The sequence below is a fragment of the Rhizobium sullae genome (assembly GCF_900169785.1).
In the GTDB taxonomy this organism is placed as follows: domain Bacteria; phylum Pseudomonadota; class Alphaproteobacteria; order Rhizobiales; family Rhizobiaceae; genus Rhizobium; species Rhizobium sullae.
In genome coordinates this window covers 38,621-62,266 of the sequence record NZ_FWER01000029.1, presented here as the reverse complement: position 1 = coordinate 62,266, position 23,646 = coordinate 38,621, and the positions used below count along the sequence as shown (strand labels likewise).

17 protein-coding genes and 1 pseudogene are annotated in these 23,646 nt (G+C 61.2%); 7 read left to right on the top strand and 11 right to left on the bottom strand.

Annotation, left to right across the window (positions count from 1 at the left end):
• From BN1800_RS44015 to BN1800_RS23465, 10 genes and pseudogenes are all read right to left on the bottom strand, one after another.
• Positions 1 to 153, bottom strand: a 153-nt coding sequence (locus tag BN1800_RS44015; RefSeq protein WP_425299060.1) for a helix-turn-helix domain-containing protein, incomplete at its 3' end; no start/stop codon positions are given.
• A 79-nt stretch (positions 154 to 232) separates the two neighbouring features.
• Positions 233 to 286 (bottom strand): annotated as a pseudogene (locus BN1800_RS44010) (hypothetical protein); the annotation flags it as partial.
• A gap of 135 nt (positions 287 to 421) precedes the next feature.
• Positions 422 to 2,530 (bottom strand): beta-galactosidase, encoded by a 2,109-nt coding sequence (locus tag BN1800_RS23500; RefSeq protein ID WP_087001386.1) that lies wholly within the window; start codon positions 2,528 to 2,530, stop codon positions 422 to 424.
• A 105-nt stretch (positions 2,531 to 2,635) separates the two neighbouring features.
• Positions 2,636 to 3,511 carry a 2-hydroxy-3-oxopropionate reductase gene (locus tag BN1800_RS23495; RefSeq protein ID WP_087001385.1) on the bottom strand — a complete coding sequence of 292 codons (876 nt, stop codon included), beginning with the start codon at positions 3,509 to 3,511 and terminating at the stop codon, positions 2,636 to 2,638.
• 21 nt (positions 3,512 to 3,532) lie between these two features.
• A complete protein-coding gene (gene otnI, locus BN1800_RS23490) occupies positions 3,533 to 4,312 on the bottom strand; it encodes a 2-oxo-tetronate isomerase (RefSeq protein ID WP_087001384.1) in 780 nt (259 codons plus the stop codon).
• Positions 4,313 to 4,323: 11 nt separating this feature from the next.
• Positions 4,324 to 6,030, bottom strand: coding sequence for an ABC transporter ATP-binding protein (locus tag BN1800_RS23485; protein ID WP_087001383.1), 1,707 nt, complete (start codon positions 6,028 to 6,030; stop codon positions 4,324 to 4,326).
• A 10-nt stretch (positions 6,031 to 6,040) separates the two neighbouring features.
• Positions 6,041 to 7,231: an ABC transporter permease gene (locus BN1800_RS23480; protein WP_087001382.1), complete on the bottom strand. Its 1,191-nt coding sequence runs from the start codon at positions 7,229 to 7,231 to the stop codon at positions 6,041 to 6,043.
• A gap of 10 nt (positions 7,232 to 7,241) precedes the next feature.
• Complete coding sequence (locus BN1800_RS23475) at positions 7,242 to 8,228, bottom strand: ABC transporter permease (RefSeq protein ID WP_087001381.1); 987 nt, start codon at positions 8,226 to 8,228, stop codon at positions 7,242 to 7,244.
• 108 nt (positions 8,229 to 8,336) lie between these two features.
• A complete protein-coding gene (locus BN1800_RS23470) occupies positions 8,337 to 10,445 on the bottom strand; it encodes a family 10 glycosylhydrolase (RefSeq protein ID WP_087001390.1) in 2,109 nt (702 codons plus the stop codon).
• A gap of 82 nt (positions 10,446 to 10,527) precedes the next feature.
• The gene (locus BN1800_RS23465) at positions 10,528 to 12,453 is read right to left on the bottom strand and encodes an ABC transporter substrate-binding protein (protein ID WP_087001380.1); all 1,926 of its coding nucleotides are present in this window, start codon (positions 12,451 to 12,453) and stop codon (positions 10,528 to 10,530) included.
• A 181-nt stretch (positions 12,454 to 12,634) separates the two neighbouring features.
• On the opposite strand from BN1800_RS23465, the gene BN1800_RS23460 reads away from it, so the two are divergent.
• Entirely contained in the window at positions 12,635 to 13,639 is a 1,005-nt protein-coding gene (locus BN1800_RS23460; protein WP_087001379.1) for a LacI family DNA-binding transcriptional regulator, read from the top strand.
• A gap of 65 nt (positions 13,640 to 13,704) precedes the next feature.
• Here the strand turns inward: BN1800_RS23460 and BN1800_RS23455 are convergent, their stop codons facing one another.
• Complete coding sequence (locus tag BN1800_RS23455; protein WP_027510329.1) at positions 13,705 to 15,039, bottom strand: dicarboxylate/amino acid:cation symporter; 1,335 nt, start codon at positions 15,037 to 15,039, stop codon at positions 13,705 to 13,707.
• 238 nt (positions 15,040 to 15,277) lie between these two features.
• On the opposite strand from BN1800_RS23455, the gene BN1800_RS23450 reads away from it, so the two are divergent.
• From BN1800_RS23450 to BN1800_RS23425, 6 genes are all read left to right on the top strand, one after another.
• On the top strand, positions 15,278 to 17,140 hold the full coding sequence (locus tag BN1800_RS23450) for a sensor histidine kinase (RefSeq protein ID WP_087001377.1): 1,863 nt from the start codon (positions 15,278 to 15,280) through the stop codon (positions 17,138 to 17,140).
• Positions 17,137 to 18,504, top strand: coding sequence for a sigma-54-dependent transcriptional regulator (locus tag BN1800_RS23445; RefSeq protein WP_087001376.1), 1,368 nt, complete (start codon positions 17,137 to 17,139; stop codon positions 18,502 to 18,504). The genes BN1800_RS23450 and BN1800_RS23445 overlap by 4 nt, the downstream gene beginning before the upstream one ends.
• A 394-nt stretch (positions 18,505 to 18,898) precedes the next feature.
• Positions 18,899 to 20,023, top strand: a complete 1,125-nt coding sequence (locus BN1800_RS23440; protein WP_027510333.1) for a sugar ABC transporter substrate-binding protein — start codon at positions 18,899 to 18,901, stop codon at positions 20,021 to 20,023.
• Positions 20,024 to 20,104: 81 nt separating this feature from the next.
• Entirely contained in the window at positions 20,105 to 21,658 is a 1,554-nt protein-coding gene (locus BN1800_RS23435; RefSeq protein WP_087001375.1) for a sugar ABC transporter ATP-binding protein, read from the top strand.
• Positions 21,655 to 22,635 carry an ABC transporter permease gene (locus BN1800_RS23430; protein ID WP_027510335.1) on the top strand — a complete coding sequence of 327 codons (981 nt, stop codon included), beginning with the start codon at positions 21,655 to 21,657 and terminating at the stop codon, positions 22,633 to 22,635. The genes BN1800_RS23435 and BN1800_RS23430 overlap by 4 nt, the downstream gene beginning before the upstream one ends.
• Positions 22,632 to 23,618 carry an ABC transporter permease gene (locus BN1800_RS23425; protein WP_087001374.1) on the top strand — a complete coding sequence of 329 codons (987 nt, stop codon included), beginning with the start codon at positions 22,632 to 22,634 and terminating at the stop codon, positions 23,616 to 23,618. The genes BN1800_RS23430 and BN1800_RS23425 overlap by 4 nt, the downstream gene beginning before the upstream one ends.
• Positions 23,619 to 23,646: the final 28 nt, after the last annotated feature.

Genomic DNA, 23,646 nt, shown 5'->3' with positions numbered 1-23,646 from the left:
GAGGAACGGCAGATGGGCCTTCAGGCCCGGCAGTTCCTTGATCTGGTCGAACGAGGACAGGCGGTGCCTGGACGGCATTGCATACGCCATGCTCCGCTGCTCGAGGCAGAGGTTGTAGACGAGGCGGCAGCAGCCGACGGTCTGGCGGAACAGCCGNATACGCCATGCTCCGCTGCTCGAGGCAGAGGTTGTAGACGAGGCGGCAGCAGCCGACGGTCTGGCGGAACAGCCGCGCCTGCCGCGCGTCCGGGTAGATCCTGTATCGGTAGCCCAGCCGTTCCTTCATCGGAACGACCATAGGACGTTCTTCATATGTTCCGCAAGCGCCGGCGGATGCGGACCGGAACATGGTTAACGGCGTCCCGTCCGCCTTACCCCGCCCGGAAGGGCGAGGTAAGGCGGACACGTTCCGATCAAGCCACTAGCCCAACTGCAGGATCAGCACATCGCGCGGCGGGACTTCGATCTGTCCGCCATGATAGTTCCAGCCGGCGGGCCACGACGCTTGCGCGCTGGTCAACGTTCCGAGCCGGTCGGCAAGCTCGACATCGGTCGCCTGCGGCCTGCGCGTCGGATTGGCGAGCCAGAGAAAGCTGCCTTTTTCGCCTTTGTGGATGCGGGCAAAGACGGCATCGTTTGAAAGCGTCACGTGCCGGCTCCGGCCGCTCCAATTCATGAGCTCTTCGAAGAAGGCACGGTTCGCTTTGCCTTCGGTTCGGTAATAGGCAACCGAGGGGTTTGTGCCGATCAAAAGCGTGCGGCCTCTGCCGAAGCTGTTTTCGACGACCGCCAGACGTCCATCGTCAAAACGGCCGAGCGCCTTGCCGCCGGCAAGTTTATAGGATTGCAGCAGCCCGCCACCGTCGACGGCCAGTCCTTCCAGCTCGAGACGAATCCGATCGCCGATATCCGGCATGAACTCGACTTCCTCCTCCCGTGCACCGAAGACCTGGTCGAGGCCCATGTTCGGCTGGATCTGGCCGACATGGCCGCGGTCGCCGAAATATCCCGGGCAGGCTTCGGCAATCAGGATGCCGCCCTTTTCCACCCAGGCTTTGAGATGCCTTGCCTGTTCGGCGGTGAACATGATCGGATAAGGGAAATAGAGGAGATCGTAGTCGCCGATATCGTCGATATGAACCCAGTCCGGCTGCACCCCGTTTTCTAAAAAGCCGCGGTAGGCACCCCACATGGCTTCCGGATAGGGCTTTTCCTTGCGGTCGTGGTTCAGCAGATAGTCGAATTGCTGCGTTTCGGGCACCACAAGTATGCCGACCTCGCCACGCACCGGTTTTGCCTCCCAAAGTGCTGCCTGGGCCGGATCGTTTGCCCATTTTGCCATCTGGCTGGCGATTTCCGAGCGCGGCGTGCGCGCGCCGTCCATGCCGTAGGAGCCGAAAGCGCCGAAGAGCGGACCGTCGAGCAGCGGACGCCAGCGCAGGTTAAGAACACCGCGCGCGCCGCCGGCAAGCGAAGTCATGCTCCAGAGGCGAATATCCTCCGGCTCAGCCACACGGCCGTCTTCTTTGTCACGACCTATCACTTGCGGCTGCAGCCAGAGAGGCCCGCCTTGCCGCTCGGCATGCCAGAAGGGTTTACCGCGGGCAGCGGCGCGGTTGATGTCGACGCCATACCAGGTCTTCCATGGTTCTGTACCCTTGCGGGCCTGGATCCAGGTGAAACCATAGATATCGACCTTGGAAGCAGCCAACCAGTCGTCGCAACCGTTTGCCGCCATGTTCGGAATGGCGCCGGAAATGCCATGGGCAGCAATGACGTTCTTCTGGTCGATGGCGCGGATCGTGTCGATGCGCCACTGCATCTGGCCGTAGAAGTTGTCCCGCTTGAACTGCAGCCAGTCGATGCATTCCGGATAGGGCGCCATATGCACGGGCGGCTCGATATCCTGCCATTCGGCATAGCTGTAGCGGTGCCAGGCCTTGGCGAGCGCGCTCAGCGTGCCGTATTTCTTCTCCAGCCACTTGCGGAACGCTGCCTTGGCGTAGCTGCTGTAGTCGACATCGGCGGAATAATTGCATTCGTTCCAGACGTCGTAACCGTAGATCGCCGGGTGATCCTTGTAGCGGGTGGCGAGTGCGGTCAGGAATTGGCCGGCCGCCTCCTTCACCTCGGGGCAGTTGAGCGTCAGCGCGCCGGCGCCGCCGCCATTGTTGGAGAAGCCACCGGTTGCAGAAGAGACGCCCATGTAGGAGCCGAGCTTCGTGCCGTCGGCAGCGACCTGCAGCGCGTGGCTGAACTTGCGCACCGCCCAGTCCGGTACCGCGTGGATCAGCTCGGCGATCACCGTCTTGATCCCGTTTTTCGCGGCGAGATCGAGCTGACGGTCATAGTCGTCCCAATCATAGACGCCCGGAGCAACTTCGATCGCGCCCCACATGAACCAATGGCGGAAAATGTTGAGCCCATCTTCGCCGGCGGTCGCATAGTCACGCTCCCAGTCCTCGTTCGGCGGGTTGGACTTGCGGAAATAGACGGCGCCATAAGGGAACTGAATATCGTTTCTGAGCATTGTCCTGTCCTTTTCAATCGAGTCCGGGCAAGGCTTCGCCGTCCGGAGGAAGTTCCGGCTCGCGGGCATTCGAAGGGTCTGTCCGGTGGTTTTGAAAGCTTTTTTCTAGCGCGGCCCTCCGGCGAGAAGCTCGAGCGTGCGGATAAGGGCGGAATGGTCGCGCTCGCCGTCGCCATTGGCGACCGCGGCATTCATGAGCTGTTGGGTCGCTGCCGTGTTCGGTAGCGAGAGATCAAGCGCGCGGGCTGCGTCGACCGCAAGCGTCAGGTCCTTGCGGTGCAGGCGGATGCGAAAGCCGGGCTCAAAAGTCTCGTTGACCATGCGTTCGCCGTGCACCTCAAGGATTCGCGAGGCGGCAAAGCCTCCCATCAGCGCAGCACGCACCCTGGCCGGATCGGCGCCAGCTCTTTTGGCAAAAAGCAGCGCTTCGCCAACCGCCTCGATCGTCAGCCCGACGATGATCTGGTTGGCGACCTTCGCCGTCTGCCCGTCGCCCACCCCGCCGACCAGTGTGATGGTCTTGCCCATCGTCGCAAGCAGTGGCCGTGCGCGCTCGAAAGCCTCCTGCTTGCCGCCGACCATGATCGTCAGCGAGGCGGCCTTGGCGCCAACCTCGCCGCCGGAGACCGGTGCGTCCAGATAGTCGCAGCCCAGAGCCCCGATCCGCGCGGCAAAGGCCTTGGTGGCAACCGGCGAGATGGAGCTCATGTCAATGATGAGCTTTCCGGTCGAAAGCCCTGAAGCGACACCATTTTCGCTAAAGAGGACGGCTTCGACGTCCGGTGTGTCCGGCAGCATCAGGATTACGATGTCGGCGACTTCTGCGACCGCCCTGGCGTTTGCCGCGGCGATGCCACCTTTGGCGACGAGATGCTGCGAGGCTTCCCTGACGCGGCTCAGATGCAATGTGTGGCCGGCATCGATCAGGTGTTCCGCCATCGGACGCCCCATGACGCCCAGTCCAATAAATCCGATGTTCATGGTCTTCTCACTTCCGCTTGCTCACGTTAGGTAAGGCTTCATCCATCCGAGGCCCTCGCGGGTGCCGGCCTTCGGCCTATACTCGCAGCCCACCCAGCCGTCGTAACCCAGGCGGTCGAGTTCGGAGAGAGTAAAACCATAGTTGATTTCGCCCGTGCCGGGCTCGCCCCGGCCCGGATTGTCGGCGATCTGCACATGGGCGATCTTCTCCTTGAGCCGGACGAAGGTCGGGATCAGGTCTCCCTGCATGATCTGCATGTGGTAGAAATCATACTGGATGTAGAGATTGTCCGAGCCGGCTTTTTCGAGGATGCGCTCGGCATGTGCCGTGCTCGACAGGAAGAAACCCGGAATGTCGCGCAGGTTGATCGGCTCGATCAAGAGCTTGATGCCGGCGTCGGCACAGCGCGCCGCAGCGTATTTGAGATTGCCGACAAGCACTTTCTCCAGCATTTCGAGATCAGCACCTTCCGGCACCAGGCCGGAGATGACATTGACCTGTCTGCAATCGAGCACCTTGGCATAATCGAGAGCAAGCGAGATGCCGGCGCGGAACTCCTCCACGCGGTCCGGCAGACAGGCGATGCCACGCTCGCCGCCGGCCCAGTCGCCAGACGGCACGTTGAAGAGCGCCTGTTTCAGGCCGCTTGCCTTCAAGGCGTCTGCAACCTTTTCCTTCGGCTCGGCATAGGGACCGAGATATTCGAGCGCTCCGAAGCCATCCCTGGCCGCTGCGGCGAAGCGGTCGAGGAAGGGCAAATCCTGATAGAGGAACGAAAGATTGGCGGAGAATTTCGGCACTGCGTTTATCCTCAGGCATTGGCGGGTGCGACGAAGCGATGCCGATGAAGCATGCGCTTGTTGCGCGGATCGGGATTGGGAACGGCGGAGATAAGGCTTTTGGTATAAGCCTCCTGCGGCGCGGTGCAGATCTGCTCGGCCTCGCCGAGCTCGACGATCCTGCCGCGATGCATGACGGCGACGCGGTCGCAGAAGTAGCGCACCACGGAAATGTCGTGCGAGATGAATATGAAGCTCAGGTTCAGCCGCTTGCGAATGTCGAGCAAAAGGTCGAGGATCTGGCTGCGGATCGAGACATCGAGCGCCGAGGTGGCTTCATCGGCAATGATGATACGCGGATCAAGGGCAAGCGCCCGGGCGATGCCGATACGCTGACGCTGACCGCCCGAAAAGGCGTGCGGATACCGTTCCATGCCGATCGGGTCGAGGCCGACCATGCGCATCAATTCGGCCACGCGATCCTCCAGCGCCCTGCCCTTGGCAAGGCCGTTGACGACCAGCGGGTCACCGATCACCTCCTTGACGGTCATGCGCGGATTGAGCGAGGCGAAGGGATCCTGGAAGATGAGACGGGCTTCGCGGTGGAAGCTGCGAAGCTCGCGCGTCGTGAGCGTGGTGACGTCGATCGCGCCGCCGTCCTTGCCGCGATAGGTTATGCTGCCGCCGGTCGGCTCGACGGTGCGCAGGATGAGACGGCCGAGCGTCGTCTTGCCGGAGCCGCTCTCGCCGACGATGCCGAGATTTTCACCGGGATAGAGATCGAAATTGGCGTCGTCGACGGCACGCAGCGCGTTCGCCTTGCCGTGCCAGCCGTAGATCTTGCTGAGATTGCGGACAGAAAGGATCGGCTGCGGCGCCGCAGACAGCGCAACGGCCGGCGCTTTGCCTTCGACGTGGTGTGTGAGCTTGACCGTCGAGGCCAGGAGCTCACGCGTATAGGGATGTTCGGCGGCATGATAAATCGCATCGACCGGACCGCGTTCGACGATGCGGCCGAAGCGCATGACGGCAACCTCGTCGGCCACCTCGGCGACAATGCCCATGTCATGGGTGATCAGCAGCATCGCCATTCCACGGCTGACCTGCAGGCGCTTGATGAGGTCGAGGATTTCGGCTTGCGTCGTGACATCGAGCGCTGTCGTCGGCTCGTCGGCAATCAGGATGTCCGGATTTCCGGCGAGCGCCATGGCGATCAGGGCGCGCTGGCGCATGCCGCCGGAGAATTCGAAGGTATATCGATCGGCCATCTGGTCCGGATTTGGAATTTCGACCTGGCGCAGCAGATCGATCATTCTGGCCCGCGCGGTGGATTTGTCGACATCGCTGTGGACGCGAATGGCCTCGATGATCTGCGAGCCGATCGTGTGTACCGGTGAAAGCGAACTCATCGGTTCCTGGAATATCAAGCCGATGCGCCGCCCCCGGATTGCGCGCATCGGCCTGCTGCCGGGGAAAAGCGTCGCGATATCGGTGACCTCGCCGCCATTGCGCAGCAGGATCTTCCCGTCGGCGATGCGGCCAGGCCTGTCAACGATCTGCAGCAGCGAGCGGGCGGTTACGCTTTTGCCCGAGCCGCTCTCGCCGACGAGGCAGAGCGTCTGGCCGCGCTTCAACTGGAAACTGACATTTTGGACAGCGTGCAGGATATGTGTCCTGAGCTTAAAATCGATCGAGAGGTTCTCGACGGAGAGGACGACATCTTCGGGAAGATCGGCCATCGTTTCCTCCTCAATTGTCGTAGGGGTCGGCGGCATCGCGAAGGCCGTCGCCGAAGAAGTTGAAGGAAAGCACGGCAATGACCACTGCGAGCGACGGCCAGATCAGCAGCCATGGAGCCGTCGCGACCGTGCGAATATTCTGAGCGTCCTGCAGCAGCACGCCCCAGCTCACCACCGGCGGTTTCAATCCGATGCCGAGGAAGGAAAGCGAGGTCTCGGCAACAATCATCGTCGGCACGGCGAGTGTCACGACGGCCAGGATGTGGCTCGTCAGCGACGGCAGGATGTGGCGGAAGATCAGCCGCGTCTCGCTTGAGCCGTCTAGCCTTGCGGCGGTGACGAAATCCTCGCTGCGCAGTGCCAGGAACCGTCCCCGCACCTCGCGGGCGAGACTTGTCCAGCCGAGCAGCGAGACGATGATGGTGATGACGAAATAGACGTTGACCGGCGACCATGTCAGCGGGATCGCCGCTGCCAGGCCCAGCCAGAGCGGAATGGTCGGCATTGCGCTGACCACCTCTATGATGCGCTGGATGATCGTATCGACCCAGCCGCCGTAGAAGCCGGAAATGGAGCCGAGCACGACACCCAGGATCAGCGACATGGCGACGCCGACGAGGCCGATCGACATGGAAACGCGAGTGCCGTAGATCAGCCGCGAGAATACGTCACGGCCGAGCCGGTCGGCACCGAGCAGATACATCGGATCGCTCCGGTTGATCGGGCCGATCAGATGACGCTCCGTCGGAATTAGGCCCCAGAGCCTGTAGAGCGGACCCTTAACGAAGAAGCCGACCGGCACGACCTTGGTATCATCGACGACGAAGGTGCGGCGCAGGGCCACCTTGTCGATCTCGACCTTGTAGCCCTTCACGTGGAAATTGAACTCGGAACTGCCGTCCGGTTTCGTCACGAAGAGGCTGAGGCCCTGCGGCGGGGCGTAAGTGTACTGCGGGCGCGAGGTCATCGGCAGAGCCGGCGCCAGGAATTCGGCAAAGAGGCCGACCAGATAGAGCAGGAGAATGATGGCGCCGGCTGCCATCGCCACTTTCTGGCGGACCAGCTTGCCGGCCACCAGCCGCCATGGCCCGACCGCAGCCGTCGAGATCGCCCTGCCCTCCTTCAGCGGGCTGATCGACGGTCCATCGACAGTGATCAGCGACGGTTCGGAATGCTTTCCCAATGTCTCGCGAACGCTCATGTCGGCCTCCTCAATTGAACCGGATGCGCGGGTCGAGCAGCGCAAGAAGGAGGTCGGACAGCAGCATGCCGACGAGCGTCAGCGCACTCAATAGCAGAATGAAGCTGCCGGCGAGATACATGTCCTGCGAGATGAGAGCCCTGAAGAGCAGCGGCCCAGCGGTCGGCAGGTTGAGGACGATCGCGGTGATTGTCACGCCGGAGACAAGATGCGGCAGCACCCAGCCGATCGCCGAGACGAAGGGATTGAGTGCGATGCGCACCGGGTATTTGAGGATGACCTTGTATTCCGGCAGACCCTTGGCGCGGGCGGTGATCACATAGGGCTTGTGCAATTCGTCCGTCAGATTGGCGCGCAGGATGCGGATCAGCGCCGCCGTTCCCGACGCGCCGATGATGATGATCGGTATCCAGAGATGCGCCAGGAAATCGCCAATCTTCGCGAGGCTCCACGGCGCTCCGGTATATTGCGGAGAGTTCAGGCCGCCGACGCTCTGACCGAGATATTTGTAGGCGACGTACATCAGCGTCAGCGCCAGGATGAAGTTCGGCACCGCAAGGCCGATGAAGCCGAAGAAGGTGAAGACGTGGTCAGCGAGCGACTGACGGCGCACGGCCGAATAGATGCCGATCGGCAGCGCAACGATCCAGACGAAAAGCAGGCTCAGCAGCGAGATGACCAGCGTCGAGCCCATGCGCGCCCAGATGAGGCCAGAGACGGGCTGGTTCCATTCGAAGGAATGACCAAAGTCGCCCCGGCTGAGGATACCCCATATCCACTTCAGATACTGGATATAGAAGGGATCGTCGAAGCCGTAGATCTCCTTCAGCCGTTCGATCTGGGCCGGATCCACGGTCTGGCCGCTGTCGCTCATGGTGGCGATCATCGACGTCAGATAGTCGCCCGGCGGCAGCTGGATGATCAGGAACGAGATCAGCGACATGCCGAACAAGGTCGGGATCATGTAGAGCAGGCGCTTGAATATATAGCCAAGCATCGGATGTTCTCCTCCCGTTGAGAGCGCCGGTCAGGCGCTTCCTTCGGACCTCCGTCCGCTTTCGGCCCCACCAGGCCGAAAGCACTCCTCCGGCATCAGTCTGTCACTTCAGTTCCAGGTGATATGCACGACCTCAAGCCGTTCGATGCCCGGCACCTCCACCTCAGCGCGGCCATCCTTGATGCTGAAGCTCGCGGCACGGTCGGCCACTACGAGCCAGGCCTTCGCCACAGATTTTCCTTCAGGAATCTCCACCGAAACGGTCTGACCCCCCAGAGGGTAATTTTCGCGTATCGGACCTTTCATCATCATCGGGTTGGTGAGGTTGAAGAGGCTGAGCGCGATACCGTCGGCATTTTCGCGCAGCGCCAAATCGACGACCCCGGGACCGGCGACGGTAACGCGCGGCGTCTTGCCAAGCGCCCAGCGAACGGCATTGGCGAGAAGCCGGGCGTGGTCGACGGCGAAAACCTCCCAGAAAATTTCGCCGACATTCCAGGGAAAGTAAACCGAACGGCCGCCCTTGCCGGTTTCGCGAGCGATGACGGCAGCGCCTTCCGGCGCTTTGCGCGGATAGACCTCCTCCATCGGCAGATCGGGAAAATCCGGAACATAGAGAAAGGGGGTCTTCGCATCGCCGGCCGGTTGGACGTCGATCAGCCGTGTGCCGCCCATGATACGTTCGGCGCCGCCAAAGCCCGCATTGAGCGGATGGTCGCCGGCGAGCGCGACATAGGTGTTCTTGACGATGCCGCGTGGGCCGGAGACGAATTTCGCGCCGAAGAGGTCCGAAAGGCCGAATTCGTCACGCCTGCGGCCGAATTCGTCGCGCAACGAGGTTTCGTAAGCCGCAATCACGCTGCCGCCGCGGTCGACATAGGCACGGACGGCGCCGCATTGCGCATCCGACAGGCAGGCCGCGTTGGCGAGAATGATCAGCTTGAAGCGGTCGAGATTTTGCTCGCTCAGGACCTGATCCGAGAGCAGCTCGAAGGGCAGACGCGCTTCAACGAGGGCATGATAGACGCCGAGATCGTGCTTTTCAGCGGCATGCCTTTCTTCCGGCGCCCAGTGGCGCAGCGTCGTCGAGGGATCGATGACCGCGACTTCGGCCACCGGCTTCATGCTTTCGAGCACCGGCTCGACAGCGGCCTGCAGGGCGAAAGCGTCGGCAACCGGTTCGACCCAGCGCTTGTCCGGCACAACGCCGTTGAATTTGGTGAACCAGGCATAAAGACCATGTGCCGTGCCGTCGTTGATCCAGAGCTGCATCTCCTCGCCGGACGTCACCGCATCCTTCCAGCGATATTCCTCTTCCGGGCCGATCGAGGTGATGAGCACCACGGGACGATCCTGAAACGTGGCGCGGATGCGCTTGCCGTTGCGTCCGGCTGACCAGCCGAGTTCCAGTCCCTTGCGGCCTTGGTGATCGACGACGAGGAAGGGGCAGTGCTTGGCGATGACCGAGAGGTCAAACTCCATCAGCGAGGCGCCGCCCATATTGGGGATGAAGCTTGCATGCGGCCGGATCGCCTTCACGGCTTCGTCCCATTGAACGATCATGTCGGTCAGTACCCGGCGGCGCCACTGCACCCATGCCTGCCAGGCGGGATCTTCGGCATCCGGCTTCTTCGGCAGAGCATGGCCGAACATATCCTTGAAGCGGCGGGCGCTGTCTTCGCTGTAGTCGATGCCGTGGCCTTGCCACCGGTTGGCAAAGACAGCGTCGATATCATATTTGCGGACGATCTCCTTGACGACCTCCGGCATGAAGACGGTATTGTAGGCGCCATAGGCATTCGTCACCCAGACATCGGGATAGGCCCAGTGGCGCCGCGGCGTGCCGTCGGCATTGACCATCACCCATTCGGGATGGGCTTTGGCCGCATCCTCATGAATCGCATGCGGATCGACGCGGGCCATCACATGCATATCAAGCTTGCGGGCGGCCTCGACAAGCGCGCCGAAGATATCCTTGTCGCCCAAATACCTGCTGACATAGTGATAAGGCACTTCGCTCGGATAGTAAGCGACGTAGCCGCCGGCGCTGAGGCAGACGGCGTTGGATTTCGTGCGCCTGAAGACATCAATCCAGAAGGCCGGGTCGTATTTCTCCGGATCGTCCTCCACGAAGGTAAGCTGGGTCCAGCGGGTTGCTGTCGTAAACCAGTCCGGCGTCCGCAGCGTGTCGGTGTTCTGTCTTTTGGCGTCGAGCATCGTCTTTGTCCAATCATTCGGCAAAGGGAGGCTTCGGCGCCGACCGCATGGCCGGCGCCGAAGTTGCATCTCGTTCAGGCCGTCAGACCTTGTAGAACTGCTCCGGCATGGTCGGAGCGGGTGTCGGCCAGCCGAAGGAGTTCGGCATGGTCCTGGTGATGTTCTTCATGCTGTTCTTGACGATGCCGTAGCCGTCGGGCGGCAACGAAACGCCGAAAACATAAAAGTTGTCGGCAGCCCCTTGCAGGATCTGCTTCATGACCTCGCGCTGGCCGGCGGGGTCGGAGGTCGCTTTGAGCTTGTCGTACAGCTCAAGCTGGCTTTTCGTTTCTACCGGTGGTTCTTCGGCATTGGCATTGCCCCGATCGCGGTACCAGAGTTGCCAGGCCGGAGCATACATGGCGTTTGCATCCGTCGGCACGTAGTAGCGCGGGTCGAGCATGGCCGCGACGCCGCCGTTTGCGCCGAACTGGTGGGCGGTCGCATCGAAATCGCGGCCCTGGCGCACGCGCGTTTCCCAGAGCGAACGGTCCATGGTGCGCATCTGCGCGTCTATGCCCACCGCCTGGAACATCGGAATGACCAATTGGAAGAGATCGAGGAAGACGGCACGTGCCTGATCGATCTCGAAGATGATCGTCAAACGCCGTCCCTCTTCGTCCAGGCGGAAATTCTGATCATCGCGCTTCGGCACGATCTGATCGAGCATGGCATTCGCCTTGTCGGCGTCATAGGCCGTGAACTGCGTGGCAAGCTGCTCGTTATAGAGCGGATCTTCCTTCTTGATCGACGGTTGCGCCGGTGCGCCCTGCCCGACAAGCACGGCATCGATCAGCGACTGGCGATCGAGCGCCGTTGAAAGTGCCGCCCGGAAGTCCTTGTTTCGAAAGAGCTTCCGCTTCGTCTCGTCATTGTGGTTCAGATTGAATATGAAGTTCATCACATTGGCTTCGGTCGACGTCAGCGTATAGAAGTCGTAATCGCCCTGAGCGCGCGCATCGTAGAGCACCGATTTATTGTTCGGCGTTGCGATATACTGGTCCATCAGGTCGACTTCGCCCTGCATGGCTTTCAAGAGCAGAACCTGCGGGTCGGCAACCATCTGGTAGATGATCCGATCCATGTAGGGCAGTTGGTTACCCTCTGTATCGACCTTCCAATAATAGGGATTGCGCTCGGCGACGGCGCGTTCGGTGTTTTCGCCGGGCGCGATGGTGAACATCCATGGATGCAGGCAGGGCTTCTTCGAGGAGTTCAGAAAAAAGGCATTATCGTCCTGGAAGCCGGCGGCAGCCTGGAAGGAGGCTATCCAGCTTTCAAAACCACGCTGCCTGGCAAGCTCGTCGGCTTTGGGATTGTAGTCGATATGGAACTGCTCGAGATAGTGCTTCGGGCAACGCGTCGTCTGGTCGGCATTGGCCCAGGCAACCTGCAACGGGAACAAACCGTTCGGCTTTTCGAAAGTCACCTTGAACGTCTGCTCATCGACAATATCGAGCATCGCCGGCTTGCCGCCCGATTTCCAATGATCCTGGCCGACGAAGGCGACGCGTTTGTCGCTGAAGACCGTATCATACCAGAATTTGATGTCTGCCGTCGTGTAGGGATGACCGTCCGACCATTTCATGCCTTTGCGCAGGCGAACCGTATAAACCTTTGATTCCGCGTCGACTTCAAACGATTCAGCGACATTCGGCGTCACCCCCGACCAATCGGGGGTATAACGCAGCAGGGGTTCATAGGCCTGATAACGAAAAAGCATCGACAGCGATCCGCCCCCGACCAGCGCCATATTCCAGTCGCCCCCATATTTGCCGACGCTTTCGACCGGCTTGATGACCAGCGGATTTTCCGGCAGCCGATCCTTAAGGGGCGGGATGGCGCCGCTCGAAATCTTGTCCTTGAGAATATCCGCTTCCTTGAAGTCGGCGGCGAAAGCCGGCAGTGCCGGCAAAACGAGAACGGCCGAGGTCCCGGCCAGAAACGCACGACGTTTCAGCTTGATCATAGGTCTCTCCTCCAAGAATCCATGCCCTTAGCGTTATTTTTGGTTCTGGGCCCCGGATAAAGGAAGAATACATTTGGATATTGTTAGGTAAAGCGTTATGTTCCGTTATTGCCGAAAATCGGTGTCGTTATGCGCACGATACCCAAGCGGCAGATTGAATGGCGATTGAAAGACCAGATGGATGGGAAGCAGGGGCCGGGTAACATTGCAGACGATCGCGCGCGAGGTCGGCCTGTCGAAATACGCCGTGTCGCGCTCGCTCGCCGGCAAGAGCGGCGTCAGCGAGACCACGCGCGAGCTGATCCGCGAAACCGCCGAGCGCCTGGGCTATGTCAAGCCGGTGAGCCCGGCTGCATCCAACGATATCGCCGTCGTGTTCCACGACGCCGATCCGTTGAACAGCGAGCTTTACATGCAGATCCAGAATGGCGTGCAAGGGGAAGCGCATCGCCTGGGAATGGGCCTGCGTTTCCGCTGGACCCACAATCCCGGCCAGCTTGAAGAACTCGCCCGCTCCTGCGCAGGTCTGCTGCTTGTCGGCCCCCATGATCGCGAGGCCATTGCCGCGATAACGGCAACGGGAGCGCCGATCGTGAGGTTTGGCTGGGTCGGTCCGCTGGAACAGGCCGACCAGGTGACGGGAACCGATCATGAGGCAGGCCAGGCCGTGGTCCAGTATCTCATCGATCTGGGGCATCGCTCGATTGCCTATGTCGAAGGCATGCCGGGCCTCAGAGGCCGCCGGGAGCGCTTTTACGGTGCACGGGAAGTCGCCGAACTTTATTCTGATGTCACACTGGGCGTTATGCAGTTCGATGAGCGCAGCGGTTTCGGAGATGCCTTCTGCGCGCTGCAGAAGAAGGGGATTAACCCAACGGCCTTTTTCTGCGCCCATGACGGATTGGCGCTGACGGTTGTCTCCGAGCTGCTTGGACAGGGTTACCGCATTCCAGATGATATTTCTGTCGTGGGCTTTGGCGACTATTCACCCGCCACGCAGATTTCGCCGCCGTTGACGACGGTGCGCATGGAAGGGCAGGAATGCGGTGCGGTCGGATTGCGGCTTCTGCTGGAACGCATTGAAAATCCACCGCTGCCGGGTTCCCCTGCACGTCGTATCCATGTCGCATCCCGTATCATCGAGCGGCGGTCGGCTGGGCGCTGCAAGACCTCGATTCCTGCTTGATCCGGCAGCAGAATGCCGCGCCCTCTTCAGGGCGCGGCCATGTCTCGATCGTGACAGATCAGTCTTTACTCAGCAGCCTGCAGTTCCGGCATGGAAGCATCGCCTTCCTCCGGCAGGTCACCGGCCATTGCCGCAGCAAATTTCGTCTGGTCCAGTTCGTTCTCCCAGCGTGCGACGACAACCGTCGCGACCGCGTTTCCGACGAAATTCGTCAGCGCGCGGCATTCCGACATGAAGCGGTCGATGCCGAGGATGAGCGCCATACCGGCGACGGGAACCGCCGGAACGACCGAGAGCGTGGCGGCAAGCGTGATGAAGCCTGCGCCGGTGATGCCAGCAGCACCCTTCGAGCTCAACATGGCGACGAGCAAGAGCAGGATCTGGTCAGCAAGGGAAAGCGGCGTGTCCGTCGCCTGGGCGATGAAGAGAGCTGCCAGCGTCATGTAGATGTTGGTGCCGTCGAGGTTGAAGGAATAGCCGGTCGGGATGACCAGACCGACGACGGAACGCTTGCAACCGGCCCGCTCCATCTTGGCCATCAGGCCAGGAAGGGCAGCTTCCGAAGACGACGTGCCGAGCACCAGCAGCAGCTCTTCCTTGATGTAGCGGATCAGCGCCAGGATCGAAAAGCCGTTGTAGCGTGCAACCGCGCCAAGCACGACAAGCACGAAAAGCAGCGACGTCAGATAAAAGGTGCCGATGAGCATGGCAAGGTTGGCGATCGAGCCGATGCCGTATTTGCCGATGGTAAACGCCATCGCACCGAAGGCGCCGATGGGGGCTGCTTTCATGAGGATCGCCACGAGGCGGAAGATCGGCGCCGTCACGGCATGCAGGAAATCGACGACCGGCCGGCCGCGATCGCCGACCATGGCAAGTGCAATGCCGAACAGCACCGAGAAGAACAGCACCTGCAGGATATCGCCATCGGCAAAAGCACCGACGATGGTCGTCGGGATGATGTTCATCAGGAAGCCGGTAATCGTTGTGTCATGCGCTTTCTCGGCATAAGTCGCCACGGCCTTGGCATCGAGCGTGGCCGGATCGATATGCATTCCCGCACCCGGCTGGATAACATTCGAGACGATAAGACCGACGGCAAGTGCGAGCGTCGAAAAGACGAGGAAATAGATCATCGCCTTGCCGGCGACGCGCCCGACCTTCTGCAGGTCGGACATGCCGGCGATACCGGTTGCGACCGTCAAGAAAATGACCGGGGCAATGATCATCTTGACGAGCCTGATAAAGGCGTCACCAAGCGGCTTCAAGGACGTGCCGATCTCAGGATAGAAGTGCCCGAGCAGAATGCCCGCACAGATCGCGAAAACTACCTGCACATAGAGGTGCCGATAGAATGGAACTTTGCCGCGCGCCGGCGCGGCTGGAATTGCTACACCCATAGTGTCCTCCATAAAGCCCCAAACCGATGACGGCCTCCCGGGGCGGAAAATTTGGAATTCAACAGCCACCCGGCTGTTTGCAGATACTTTGCAATGGGCGTGCCAGTCTGCTTTTCTGCGGTTAAGGCGCTGTTTTCTCATACGTTCTTGAAAATCGCCCCGGGAACGCAAGCCCACTTGAGCGTCTTTTCGCACAAATTGATTTGACCCTTGTGCGAAATTGCGCACACTCTCCGCCATGCTTCAGCGATCAACCACGCAGGGCTTTCGAGCGCCGCAGGACGTCACCCGGCAGGCACGCAGTGCCTGGGTCCTGTTCTTGGCTGCATCGGCGATCCTGGTTGCGGCAGCGCTCGTGGGCGCCGAACTTTACGGACGCCGGTCCGCCATCGAAGCGCTGGAAGGCCAAAGCCGCACCGACGCCAATCTCAAGGTCGCATTGCTGACCGCCGTGCTGGAGCGCCCTCGCGCCCTGCCGCTGTTGCTTTCGGAGGACCAACAGGTTCTCGACGCGCTTTCGGCTGCAAAGAGCGACGCAACCGATCTCTTGAACCGCAAGCTGGAAAGGCTTGTCACCGGCACGCAAGCCGCCGTCCTCTACGTCATCGGCCCGGACGGGATCGCTGTTTCTTCGAGCAACTGGCGCGAGCCCATCAGTTTCGTCGGCAACGATTACGCTTTCCGGGATTATTTCCGCCGCGCGATGGAACAAGGCAGCGCCGAGCACTTCGCGCTCGGCAGCGTCAGCAAGCGTCCCGGCCTTTACATCTCGCGTCGGGTCGGGAGCGCAGCCGCCCCGCTTGGCGTCGTGGTCGTCAAGATGGAGTTCGACCGTCTGGAAGCTGACTGGCGCGATGCAAGCCGGCCGGCTTACGTGACGGACGACCGCGGAGTCGTTCTGATCACCAGCATCCCTTCCTGGCGTTTCATGACGACCGGGCCGGTGCCGCAGCAGCAGCTCGCGTCGATTCGAAGCAGCCTGCAATTCGGAGATGCACCGCTGGCGCAGCTTCCGATCATGCATCCGGCAGCCGTCAATCCGGACGCCTCCATCGTTTCTGCCGTTCTGCCCGGCAGCGGAGAGGCCCAGTATCTCCGCCTCTTTGCAGCCGTTCCGGGAACGCCGTGGCGGCTGGAGTATCTGGTGGGGACCGAACTGCCGGTTGCCTCCGCCGTGCGGGAGATGCGGCTTCTTGCATTGGCGTTTTTACTGCCCGTTCTCGCAATCGCCGCTTTTTTGCTGAGACGGCGGCAGGTCTCCGTACTGAGGATCGCCAGCGAGCAGGCCATGCGCGAGGAACTGGAACGGCGGGTCATTGCCCGGACGGAGGAACTGAGCCGGGCGCGCGATCACTTACAGGCGGAAATTTCCGATCACCGCGATACCGAGCAGAAGCTGCAAATCGTGCAGCAGGAACTCGTGCAGGCAAACCGGCTCGCCATCCTTGGGCAGGTCGCAGCCGGCGTCGCCCATGAAATCAACCAGCCGGTCGCCACCATCCGCGCTTATGCAGACAATGCCCGCGTCTTCCTCCAGCGAAAGCAATCGAGCCCGGCCGAGGAAAATCTAGGCGCCATTGCCCAGCTCACCGAACGGATCGGCACGATCACCGAGGAACTAAAAGCCTTTGCACGCAAGGGAAGGACGGCGGCCGAACCCGTCGAGCTGCGCGCCATCATCGAAGGTGCCGTCGTCTTGCTGAAGAGCCGGTTTGCCGGGCAGTTGAATGCGCTCGACATCCGTCTGCCGCAGCCGGGTCTTTTCGTGCTCGGCAATCGAATCCGGCTGGAGCAGGTCCTGATCAATCTCTTCCAGAACGCCCTTGAGGCGCTCGAAGGCCGTGACGATGCGAAGGTGGAGATATCCGTTGCCGAAACGGCCGAGCACATCGCTATTACTGTTTCGGACAATGGTCCCGGCATTGCGCCGGCAGTCCTCGACACGCTGTTCACGCCATTCCAGACATCCAAGGAAAAGGGCCTCGGGCTTGGTCTCGTCATCTCAAAGGATATTGTCGCCGATTACGGCGGCCGGATCGATGTCACAAGCAGCGGCAACGGCACATGCTTTACCGTTCACCTTCTAAGGGCAACAGCATGAGCGATCCGTTATCGATCTTTCTCATAGACGACGACAAGGACCTTCTCCGGGCCACCAAACAAACGCTGGAGCTTGCGGGCTTTAATGTTTCTGCCTTTTCGGCGGCGAGCGAAGCGCTTTCTGCCCTTAACGCCGATTTTGCAGGCGCAGTCGTCTCCGATATCCGCATGCCGCAGATTGACGGGCTGCAGCTTTTCAATCGCCTGCGCAAGGAAGACGAGGACCTGCCGGTCATCCTGATCACTGGCCACGGCGATATTCCAATGGCGGTGAAGGCCATTCAGGATGGAGCTTACGACTTCATCACCAAGCCGTTTGCAACCGACAGGCTGGTCCAGGCCGTCAGAAGGGCTGTGGAAAAGCGCCGTCTCGTTCTGGAAAACAGGGCTTTGCGCCGGGCAGCCGACCAGGCCCGCGACGACCTGCCACTGATCGGCCAGACGGCGACCATGGAGCGGCTGCGCCGGACGTTGCGGCAGATCGCCGATACCGAGGTCGACGTGCTCGTCACGGGCGAAACCGGCAGCGGCAAGGAAGTCGTCGCGAGCCTGCTGCATCGATGGAGCCGCAGGGCGTCAGGCAACTTCGTTGCACTCAACTGCGGGGCGCTGCCCGAAACGGTCATCGAAAGCGAGCTCTTCGGCCACGAACCCGGCGCTTTTACCGGTGCGCAGAAGAAGCGCGTCGGGCGCATCGAGCATGCAAGCGGCGGCACGCTTTTTCTCGACGAGATCGAGAGCATGCCGCCCTCAACCCAGGTGCAGATGCTGCGGGTTCTCGAGATGCGGGAGGTGACGCCGCTCGGCACCAATGAGGTCCGGCCCGTTGACCTGCGCGTTGTCGCTGCGGCAAAGGTGGATCTCGCAGACCCGGGCCAGCGTGGTGATTTTCGCGAGGATCTCTATTACCGGCTCAATGTCGTCACTATCTCCATCCCGCCGCTTCGCGAGCGCCGCGACGACATTCCGCTTCTCTTTGGCCATTTTGCCGAGCGTGCGGCTTCTCGCTTCAAACGGGAGGTTCCGGCGATTTCGTCCGCCGTCCACCGTCATTTGCAGGATCATGGCTGGCCGGGAAACGTGCGCGAGCTGTCGCATTTTGCCGAACGCTTCGTTCTCGGCGTTGAGCAGGTTCCGGCAAATAGTTCCGATGCGGCGCCTGAGATGGGCGACGTGCTTCCGCTGCCCGAACGTCTGGACCTCTATGAAGCCAGCATCATCCGCGAGGCGCTCGATGCCAATGACGGCGACGTCCGCCGCACGATTGCGGAGCTCGGCATACCGCGCAAGACTTTCTACGATAAGCTACAGCGCCACGGCATCGTCCGCAGTCAGTTCGCAGCATCCAAATCCGGGCAGATTTAACAGAGCTAGCAAATGCCACCGGAGCCGGCTGCGTCCGTACCTCTAAACCTTGGCCGGCCAGAGTTTGGCGCGCAACGCTTCCGCAAGCTCTGCAGAAGACCTGCCATTCGACCACGATTTCGACATCGGGACTCGCAAAAATGAATGCTGCAGAATCGCAAAAATCCGCAGCAAAGCAGGTCGTTCCATGCTGCTTTACAATCATGATTGGCAGCGCTACCATCGCTCGCGTGACGCCCCGGGGAGGAGCCCGTCTGACGTCATCTGGATAGCGTATCGACATGCCTTGCCGGACCGGCAGCCGACTGCAGATCATAAGATCCGCAGCGGAGCGTCGACCATGCCGGCACCCATTCGATGCCAGTCCAAACATGGCAACAAATGGGAGGATTCGATGTACAAGACACTGGTCGGCGGCATCCTGGCCGCGGCTGCATTCACGCTTTCCCACTCCACGGTTCTTGCCGAGCCGGAAATCGTCAGCGGGCCTGCGGCCGAAGCTGACTGCTTCGTGCCGTGGGCGGCCGAAACCAAATTCTTCAAGTTCCCCAAGAAGGACGGCCCATTCCGCATAGCGCTCGCCAACGGTTATATCGCCAATACCTGGCGCATTCAGATGATTCAGACGGCGAAGGCCTATGCGGCGCAGCCGGACGTCGCCGCCAAGCTCAAGGAGTTCAAAGTCGTTTCGACCGGAGAGGACGTGCCCGCGCAGATCTCGGCAATCAACAACTTCATCGATTCAGGTTATGACGCCATCGTCGTCAATGCCCAGAACCCGACGGCATTCGGACCGGTCATCAAGCGCGCCAAACAGGCCGGCGTCATTCTGGTTGCCTTCGACAACATTCTTGACACCGAAGACGCGATCAATGTCAATGTTGACCAGAAGGGTCTCGGCGTCTTGTGGGCAAACTGGCTGGCAAAGCACTTGCCTGACGGTGGCAAGGTCCTCGAAGTGCGCGGCGTGGCCGGCACGTCGGTCGACACCGACCGCCACAACGGCATCCAGGAAACCTTCGCCGCGACCGGCAAGAAATGGGATGTCGTCGAAGTGCTCGGCAAATGGGACGATCCGACGGCGCAAAAGGCGACCGCTGACGCAATTGCCGTGCACAAGAAGTTCGACGGCATCACGGCGCAGGGCGGCGATACCGGTGTCGTGCAGGCGATGATCGATGCCGGACATCCGTTCGTGCCTTTCGGGGGAGAGACGGAAAACGGGTTTCGCAAGTTCTGCGCCAAGCATGCCGCCGAGGGCCTGAAATGCTCGTCGGCCGGCACGGGACCCGCACAGGTCGCGGTTGCCATCAAGACGGCGATTGCCGCACTTGAGGGACAGGTTGTGCCGCAATCCATCAAGCTGCCGCTGGCAATCGTTGAAGACCCTAATTTCAAGGCAGGCCAGGATTTCTATCCCGACCAATCCGACAATTTCTTCGTCGGCAACGCCTTCCCGACCTGCGGCATCAACTTCACGGCCCAGGAGATCATGGGGCAGTCGAAGGAAAACCAGTAGACCGGGTCCAAGCCGATCGCTTGAACGGTGCGCCGCGGCCTTGCCCGCGGCGCACATGAAAAACCGGCCTCGAGGAACCCTATGACCGCACCAGAGATACCGGCAGCAACGCCCCTCTTCCAGATGAGTGGTGTTTCAAAGCGTTACGGCGGCGTTCACGCGCTGGAAAATGCCGAGCTTGCCGTGGAGCCGGGACGGATCCACGCCATTCTCGGCGAGAATGGCGCTGGCAAGTCGACCCTCATAAAAATCATGGCAGGCGTCGTCGCGCCCGACGAGGGCCGGATGCTGCTCGAAGGACGTCCGGTCAGTTTCAGATCCCCCGCCGAGGCCTCTGCTGCCGGCGTCACCTGCGTGTTCCAGGAGCTTTCGCTCATTCCCGATTTGAGCGTAGCCGACAACATCTGCATCGCCGCGCCGCCACGGCGCTTCGGCCTGATCGATCGCAAGGCCCAGCGTGCGGTCGCCGAGGAGATGCTCGCCCGGGCAGGCGCCGAGGACATTCATCCGCGGGCGCTGGTCAAGGATCTATCATTGTCGCGCCGGCAACTCGTCGAGATCGCCAAGGCGCTTGCGTGGAAGCCGCGCATTCTGATCCTCGACGAGGGAACGTCGGCGCTGACGGCAGCAGATGTCGCCAAGGTCTTTTCGGTATTGAGGCGGCTGAGGTCGGAAGGACTGGCGCTGCTTTATATTTCGCACCGCATGCAGGAGATCGCCGAATTGGCCGATGAATGCACGGTTTTGCGCAACGGCCGCAACGTCATGCATTTTGCGGCCGGGACGCGCAGCGACAACGAGATCGTCGAAATGATGATCGGCCGCGAATATAGCAACGCCTTCCCGCCGAAGCCGACACGAGCGGCCGCCGATACGCCTCCTCCGCCTCTTGAATGCCGCAATCTCGGCTGGGGGGACAGCCTGCGCGACATTTCGCTCACGGTCGGCAAGGGCGAAGTCGTCGGCCTTGGTGGTCTGGACGGGCAAGGGCAGCGCGAACTGCTGCTTGCCCTTTTCGGCGTGCTTCGCGGCACAACCGGCACTGTCCTTGTTGATGGCAAGGCCGTCGCGCTCGCCAGCCCGGCGGCGGCACGCTCAAGCCAAATCGGCATGGCTCTCATCCCCGAGGATCGCAAGACCGAAGGTTTGATGCTGCCGATGACCGTCCGAGAAAATCTCTCCTTCGCGGTGCTGGACCGGGTCTCCAAGGGCGGCGTCATAGACCGGGAAAAAGAAGAACAGTTGATCGATGAGATGGTGCAGTTGCTGGCGATCAAGACGGCCGGCCTCGACATCCCGGTCGGTGCGCTCTCCGGCGGCAATCAGCAAAAGGTCGTCATTGCCAAGTGGCTGATGCGCCGGCCGCGGATCATTCTCCTCAACGATCCGACACGCGGCATCGATGTCGGCACCAAACAGGAAATCTACCAATTGCTCCGGCGGCTTGCCGAAGCAGGCGCGGCCATCCTGTTCTATTCGACGGATTATGACGAGCTGATCGGCTGCTGCGATCGTGTCCTGGTATTCTACAATGGCAGCATCGTGCGCGAGTTGAAGGATAGCGGCATCACGCAGCATGCGTTGGTCGCCAGCGCACTCAACGTCGAGGGCGAAAAGGCGGAGAGCGCGGCATGAAGGAATGGCGTTACCGGTTGAACGAACGGCGCGGCACGCTGATGGCGGCCGGCATTTTTCTCGTCATGTTCGCCATCTATGTCTCCAATCATCCCGCCGGATTGACGGCCAATGTCGTGCAGACCGCCGCCAACAAGGGTGTTCTGCTCGCCTTTGTGGCGATGGCGCAGACGCTGATCGTGATCACGGCGGGCATCGACCTATCGGTTGGCATGATCTTCATCCTCACCAATGCGCTGGCCTCCTGGATCGTCCTCGGCACGCCGATCGAAACGGCCTTCGGCGTCATCGCCGTGCTGGCCACGGGCCTTGCCTGCGGGGCATTGAACGGCCTGATCGTCATTTATGGCAGATTGCAGCCGATTGTCGCCACCATCGCGACGGGCGCGGTCTTCTTCGGGATCGCCCTGCTGCTGCGGCCCTTTCCCGGCGGCTCGGTCAATGAGGGCCTGGCCGATATCATGACCGGCAAGGTCTTCGGGCTCGTACCTGCCAGCCTGGTCGCTCTGACTGCCGTCGTTCTCGTCATTTGGGTGCCGTTCAGCCGGTCGATCATCGGGCGGGCGGCCTATGCATCCGGCTCGTCGGAGATTGCGGCCTACATGTCCGGGCTGCCGATCCGCCGCGCCAAGTTTACAGCCTACGCGCTGGCCGGCCTTCTTGCCTCGATCGGCGGGCTGTTCCTCACCTTCTTCACCTTTACCGGCGAGGCAGCTCTTGCCAGCGGTAACGCCTATACGCTCTTTTCAATCGCCTCGGTCGTGCTTGGCGGCGTGTCCTTGTTTGGCGGCAAGGGCAGCGCGATCGGTGCGATCTTCGGAGCGCTCGCCTTCCGCACCATCGGTGACCTGCTTTTCGTCTTCGATTTCGATCCGCTGTGGCAGCCGCTGTTCCAGGGCGTGGTGCTGCTCGTCGCCGTCAGCCTCGGAGCGTTCGGATTGTTCCGCGTCCGCAATCGCCTGGAGTGGTTCGGATGAGCAATGTAACGCGAGAAGAGCCCGTGAGCCTTCTTTCGAAATCCGTGCGCCGGCTCGATCCGGCGATCGCGACAGCCTTCGGCTGCATCATCCTTCTGCTGATCATCGGAAGTTTTTATTCGAGGAGCTTCCTGTCCCCGGAATATCTCCTGCAGCAGTTGAAAGTGGCATCCTTCCTTGGCGTCATTGCCACCGGCATGATGATAGTCATCCTGCTCGGCCAGATCGATCTTTCCGTTCCATGGTCGGTCGCCGTCGGCGGAATGATGGCTTGTGCGGCCGCCGCCTATGGTCCTGCAGGCGAGATTCTTGCTGTTCCCTTCGGCATTGTCTGCGGCATGGCGATCGGGCTTACGAACGGGATCGGCGTCGCTTATCTGCGCATCCCCTCGATGATCATCACGCTGGCGACCAACGCCGTCGCTCAAGGGTTGATGGTCCTTTATACCGGCGGTTTCTCGCCGCAGGATTCAGCAACGTCCGCGATGCGTTATCTCGCAACCGGCTTTCTTGTGCCGGGCATACCCAACGCCGTACTCATCTGGGCAGTGGTCGGCGCCTGCACGGTCTTTGCCCTCACACGCACGACATTCGGCCGCTCCGTCTACGGCATCGGCAACCGGGAGAGCGCGGCCTATCTTTCCGGCATCAACACCCGCCGGATCGTCCTCATCGCCTTCATCGCTTCCGGGGCGCTTAGCGCCTTTGGCGGCGCCCTACTTGCCGGCTATGCATCGAAGGCGGCCCAATCGATGGGCGATACCTATCTACTGCCTTCGATCGCCGCCGTCGTGCTCGGCGGAACATCCATTCTCGGCGGCAAGGGCTCCTATGTCGGCACGGTTGCCGGCGTGATCTTAATTACGCTCCTGCAATCGATCCTCTCGGTCATGCAGATGCCGGAGGCCGGGCGGCAGATCATCTACGGCGTGGTCATCATCGCGATGTTGCTGCTTTATGGCCGCAGCCCTGCCAACCGGTGATCTGGGCCCGTCGGCTTTATCCAGCGTC

What these genes read in the sequence shown, in the direction of transcription:
- BN1800_RS23500 (WP_087001386.1), bottom strand. Translation starts at nt 2,530, where the DNA reads ATGCTCAGAAACGATATTCAGTTCCCTTATGGCGCCGTCTATTTCCGC.
- BN1800_RS23495 (WP_087001385.1), bottom strand. Translation starts at nt 3,511, where the DNA reads ATGAACATCGGATTTATTGGACTGGGCGTCATGGGGCGTCCGATGGCG.
- BN1800_RS23485 (WP_087001383.1), bottom strand. Translation starts at nt 6,030, where the DNA reads ATGGCCGATCTTCCCGAAGATGTCGTCCTCTCCGTCGAGAACCTCTCG.
- BN1800_RS23480 (WP_087001382.1), bottom strand. Translation starts at nt 7,231, where the DNA reads ATGAGCGTTCGCGAGACATTGGGAAAGCATTCCGAACCGTCGCTGATC.
- BN1800_RS23475 (WP_087001381.1), bottom strand. Translation starts at nt 8,228, where the DNA reads ATGCTTGGCTATATATTCAAGCGCCTGCTCTACATGATCCCGACCTTG.
- BN1800_RS23470 (WP_087001390.1), bottom strand. Translation starts at nt 10,445, where the DNA reads ATGCTCGACGCCAAAAGACAGAACACCGACACGCTGCGGACGCCGGAC.
- BN1800_RS23465 (WP_087001380.1), bottom strand. Translation starts at nt 12,453, where the DNA reads ATGATCAAGCTGAAACGTCGTGCGTTTCTGGCCGGGACCTCGGCCGTT.
- BN1800_RS23460 (WP_087001379.1), top strand. Translation starts at nt 12,635, where the DNA reads ATGGGAAGCAGGGGCCGGGTAACATTGCAGACGATCGCGCGCGAGGTC.
- BN1800_RS23455 (WP_027510329.1), bottom strand. Translation starts at nt 15,039, where the DNA reads ATGGGTGTAGCAATTCCAGCCGCGCCGGCGCGCGGCAAAGTTCCATTC.
- BN1800_RS23450 (WP_087001377.1), top strand. Translation starts at nt 15,278, where the DNA reads ATGCTTCAGCGATCAACCACGCAGGGCTTTCGAGCGCCGCAGGACGTC.
- BN1800_RS23445 (WP_087001376.1), top strand. Translation starts at nt 17,137, where the DNA reads ATGAGCGATCCGTTATCGATCTTTCTCATAGACGACGACAAGGACCTT.
- BN1800_RS23440 (WP_027510333.1), top strand. Translation starts at nt 18,899, where the DNA reads ATGTACAAGACACTGGTCGGCGGCATCCTGGCCGCGGCTGCATTCACG.
- BN1800_RS23435 (WP_087001375.1), top strand. Translation starts at nt 20,105, where the DNA reads ATGACCGCACCAGAGATACCGGCAGCAACGCCCCTCTTCCAGATGAGT.
- BN1800_RS23430 (WP_027510335.1), top strand. Translation starts at nt 21,655, where the DNA reads ATGAAGGAATGGCGTTACCGGTTGAACGAACGGCGCGGCACGCTGATG.
- BN1800_RS23425 (WP_087001374.1), top strand. Translation starts at nt 22,632, where the DNA reads ATGAGCAATGTAACGCGAGAAGAGCCCGTGAGCCTTCTTTCGAAATCC.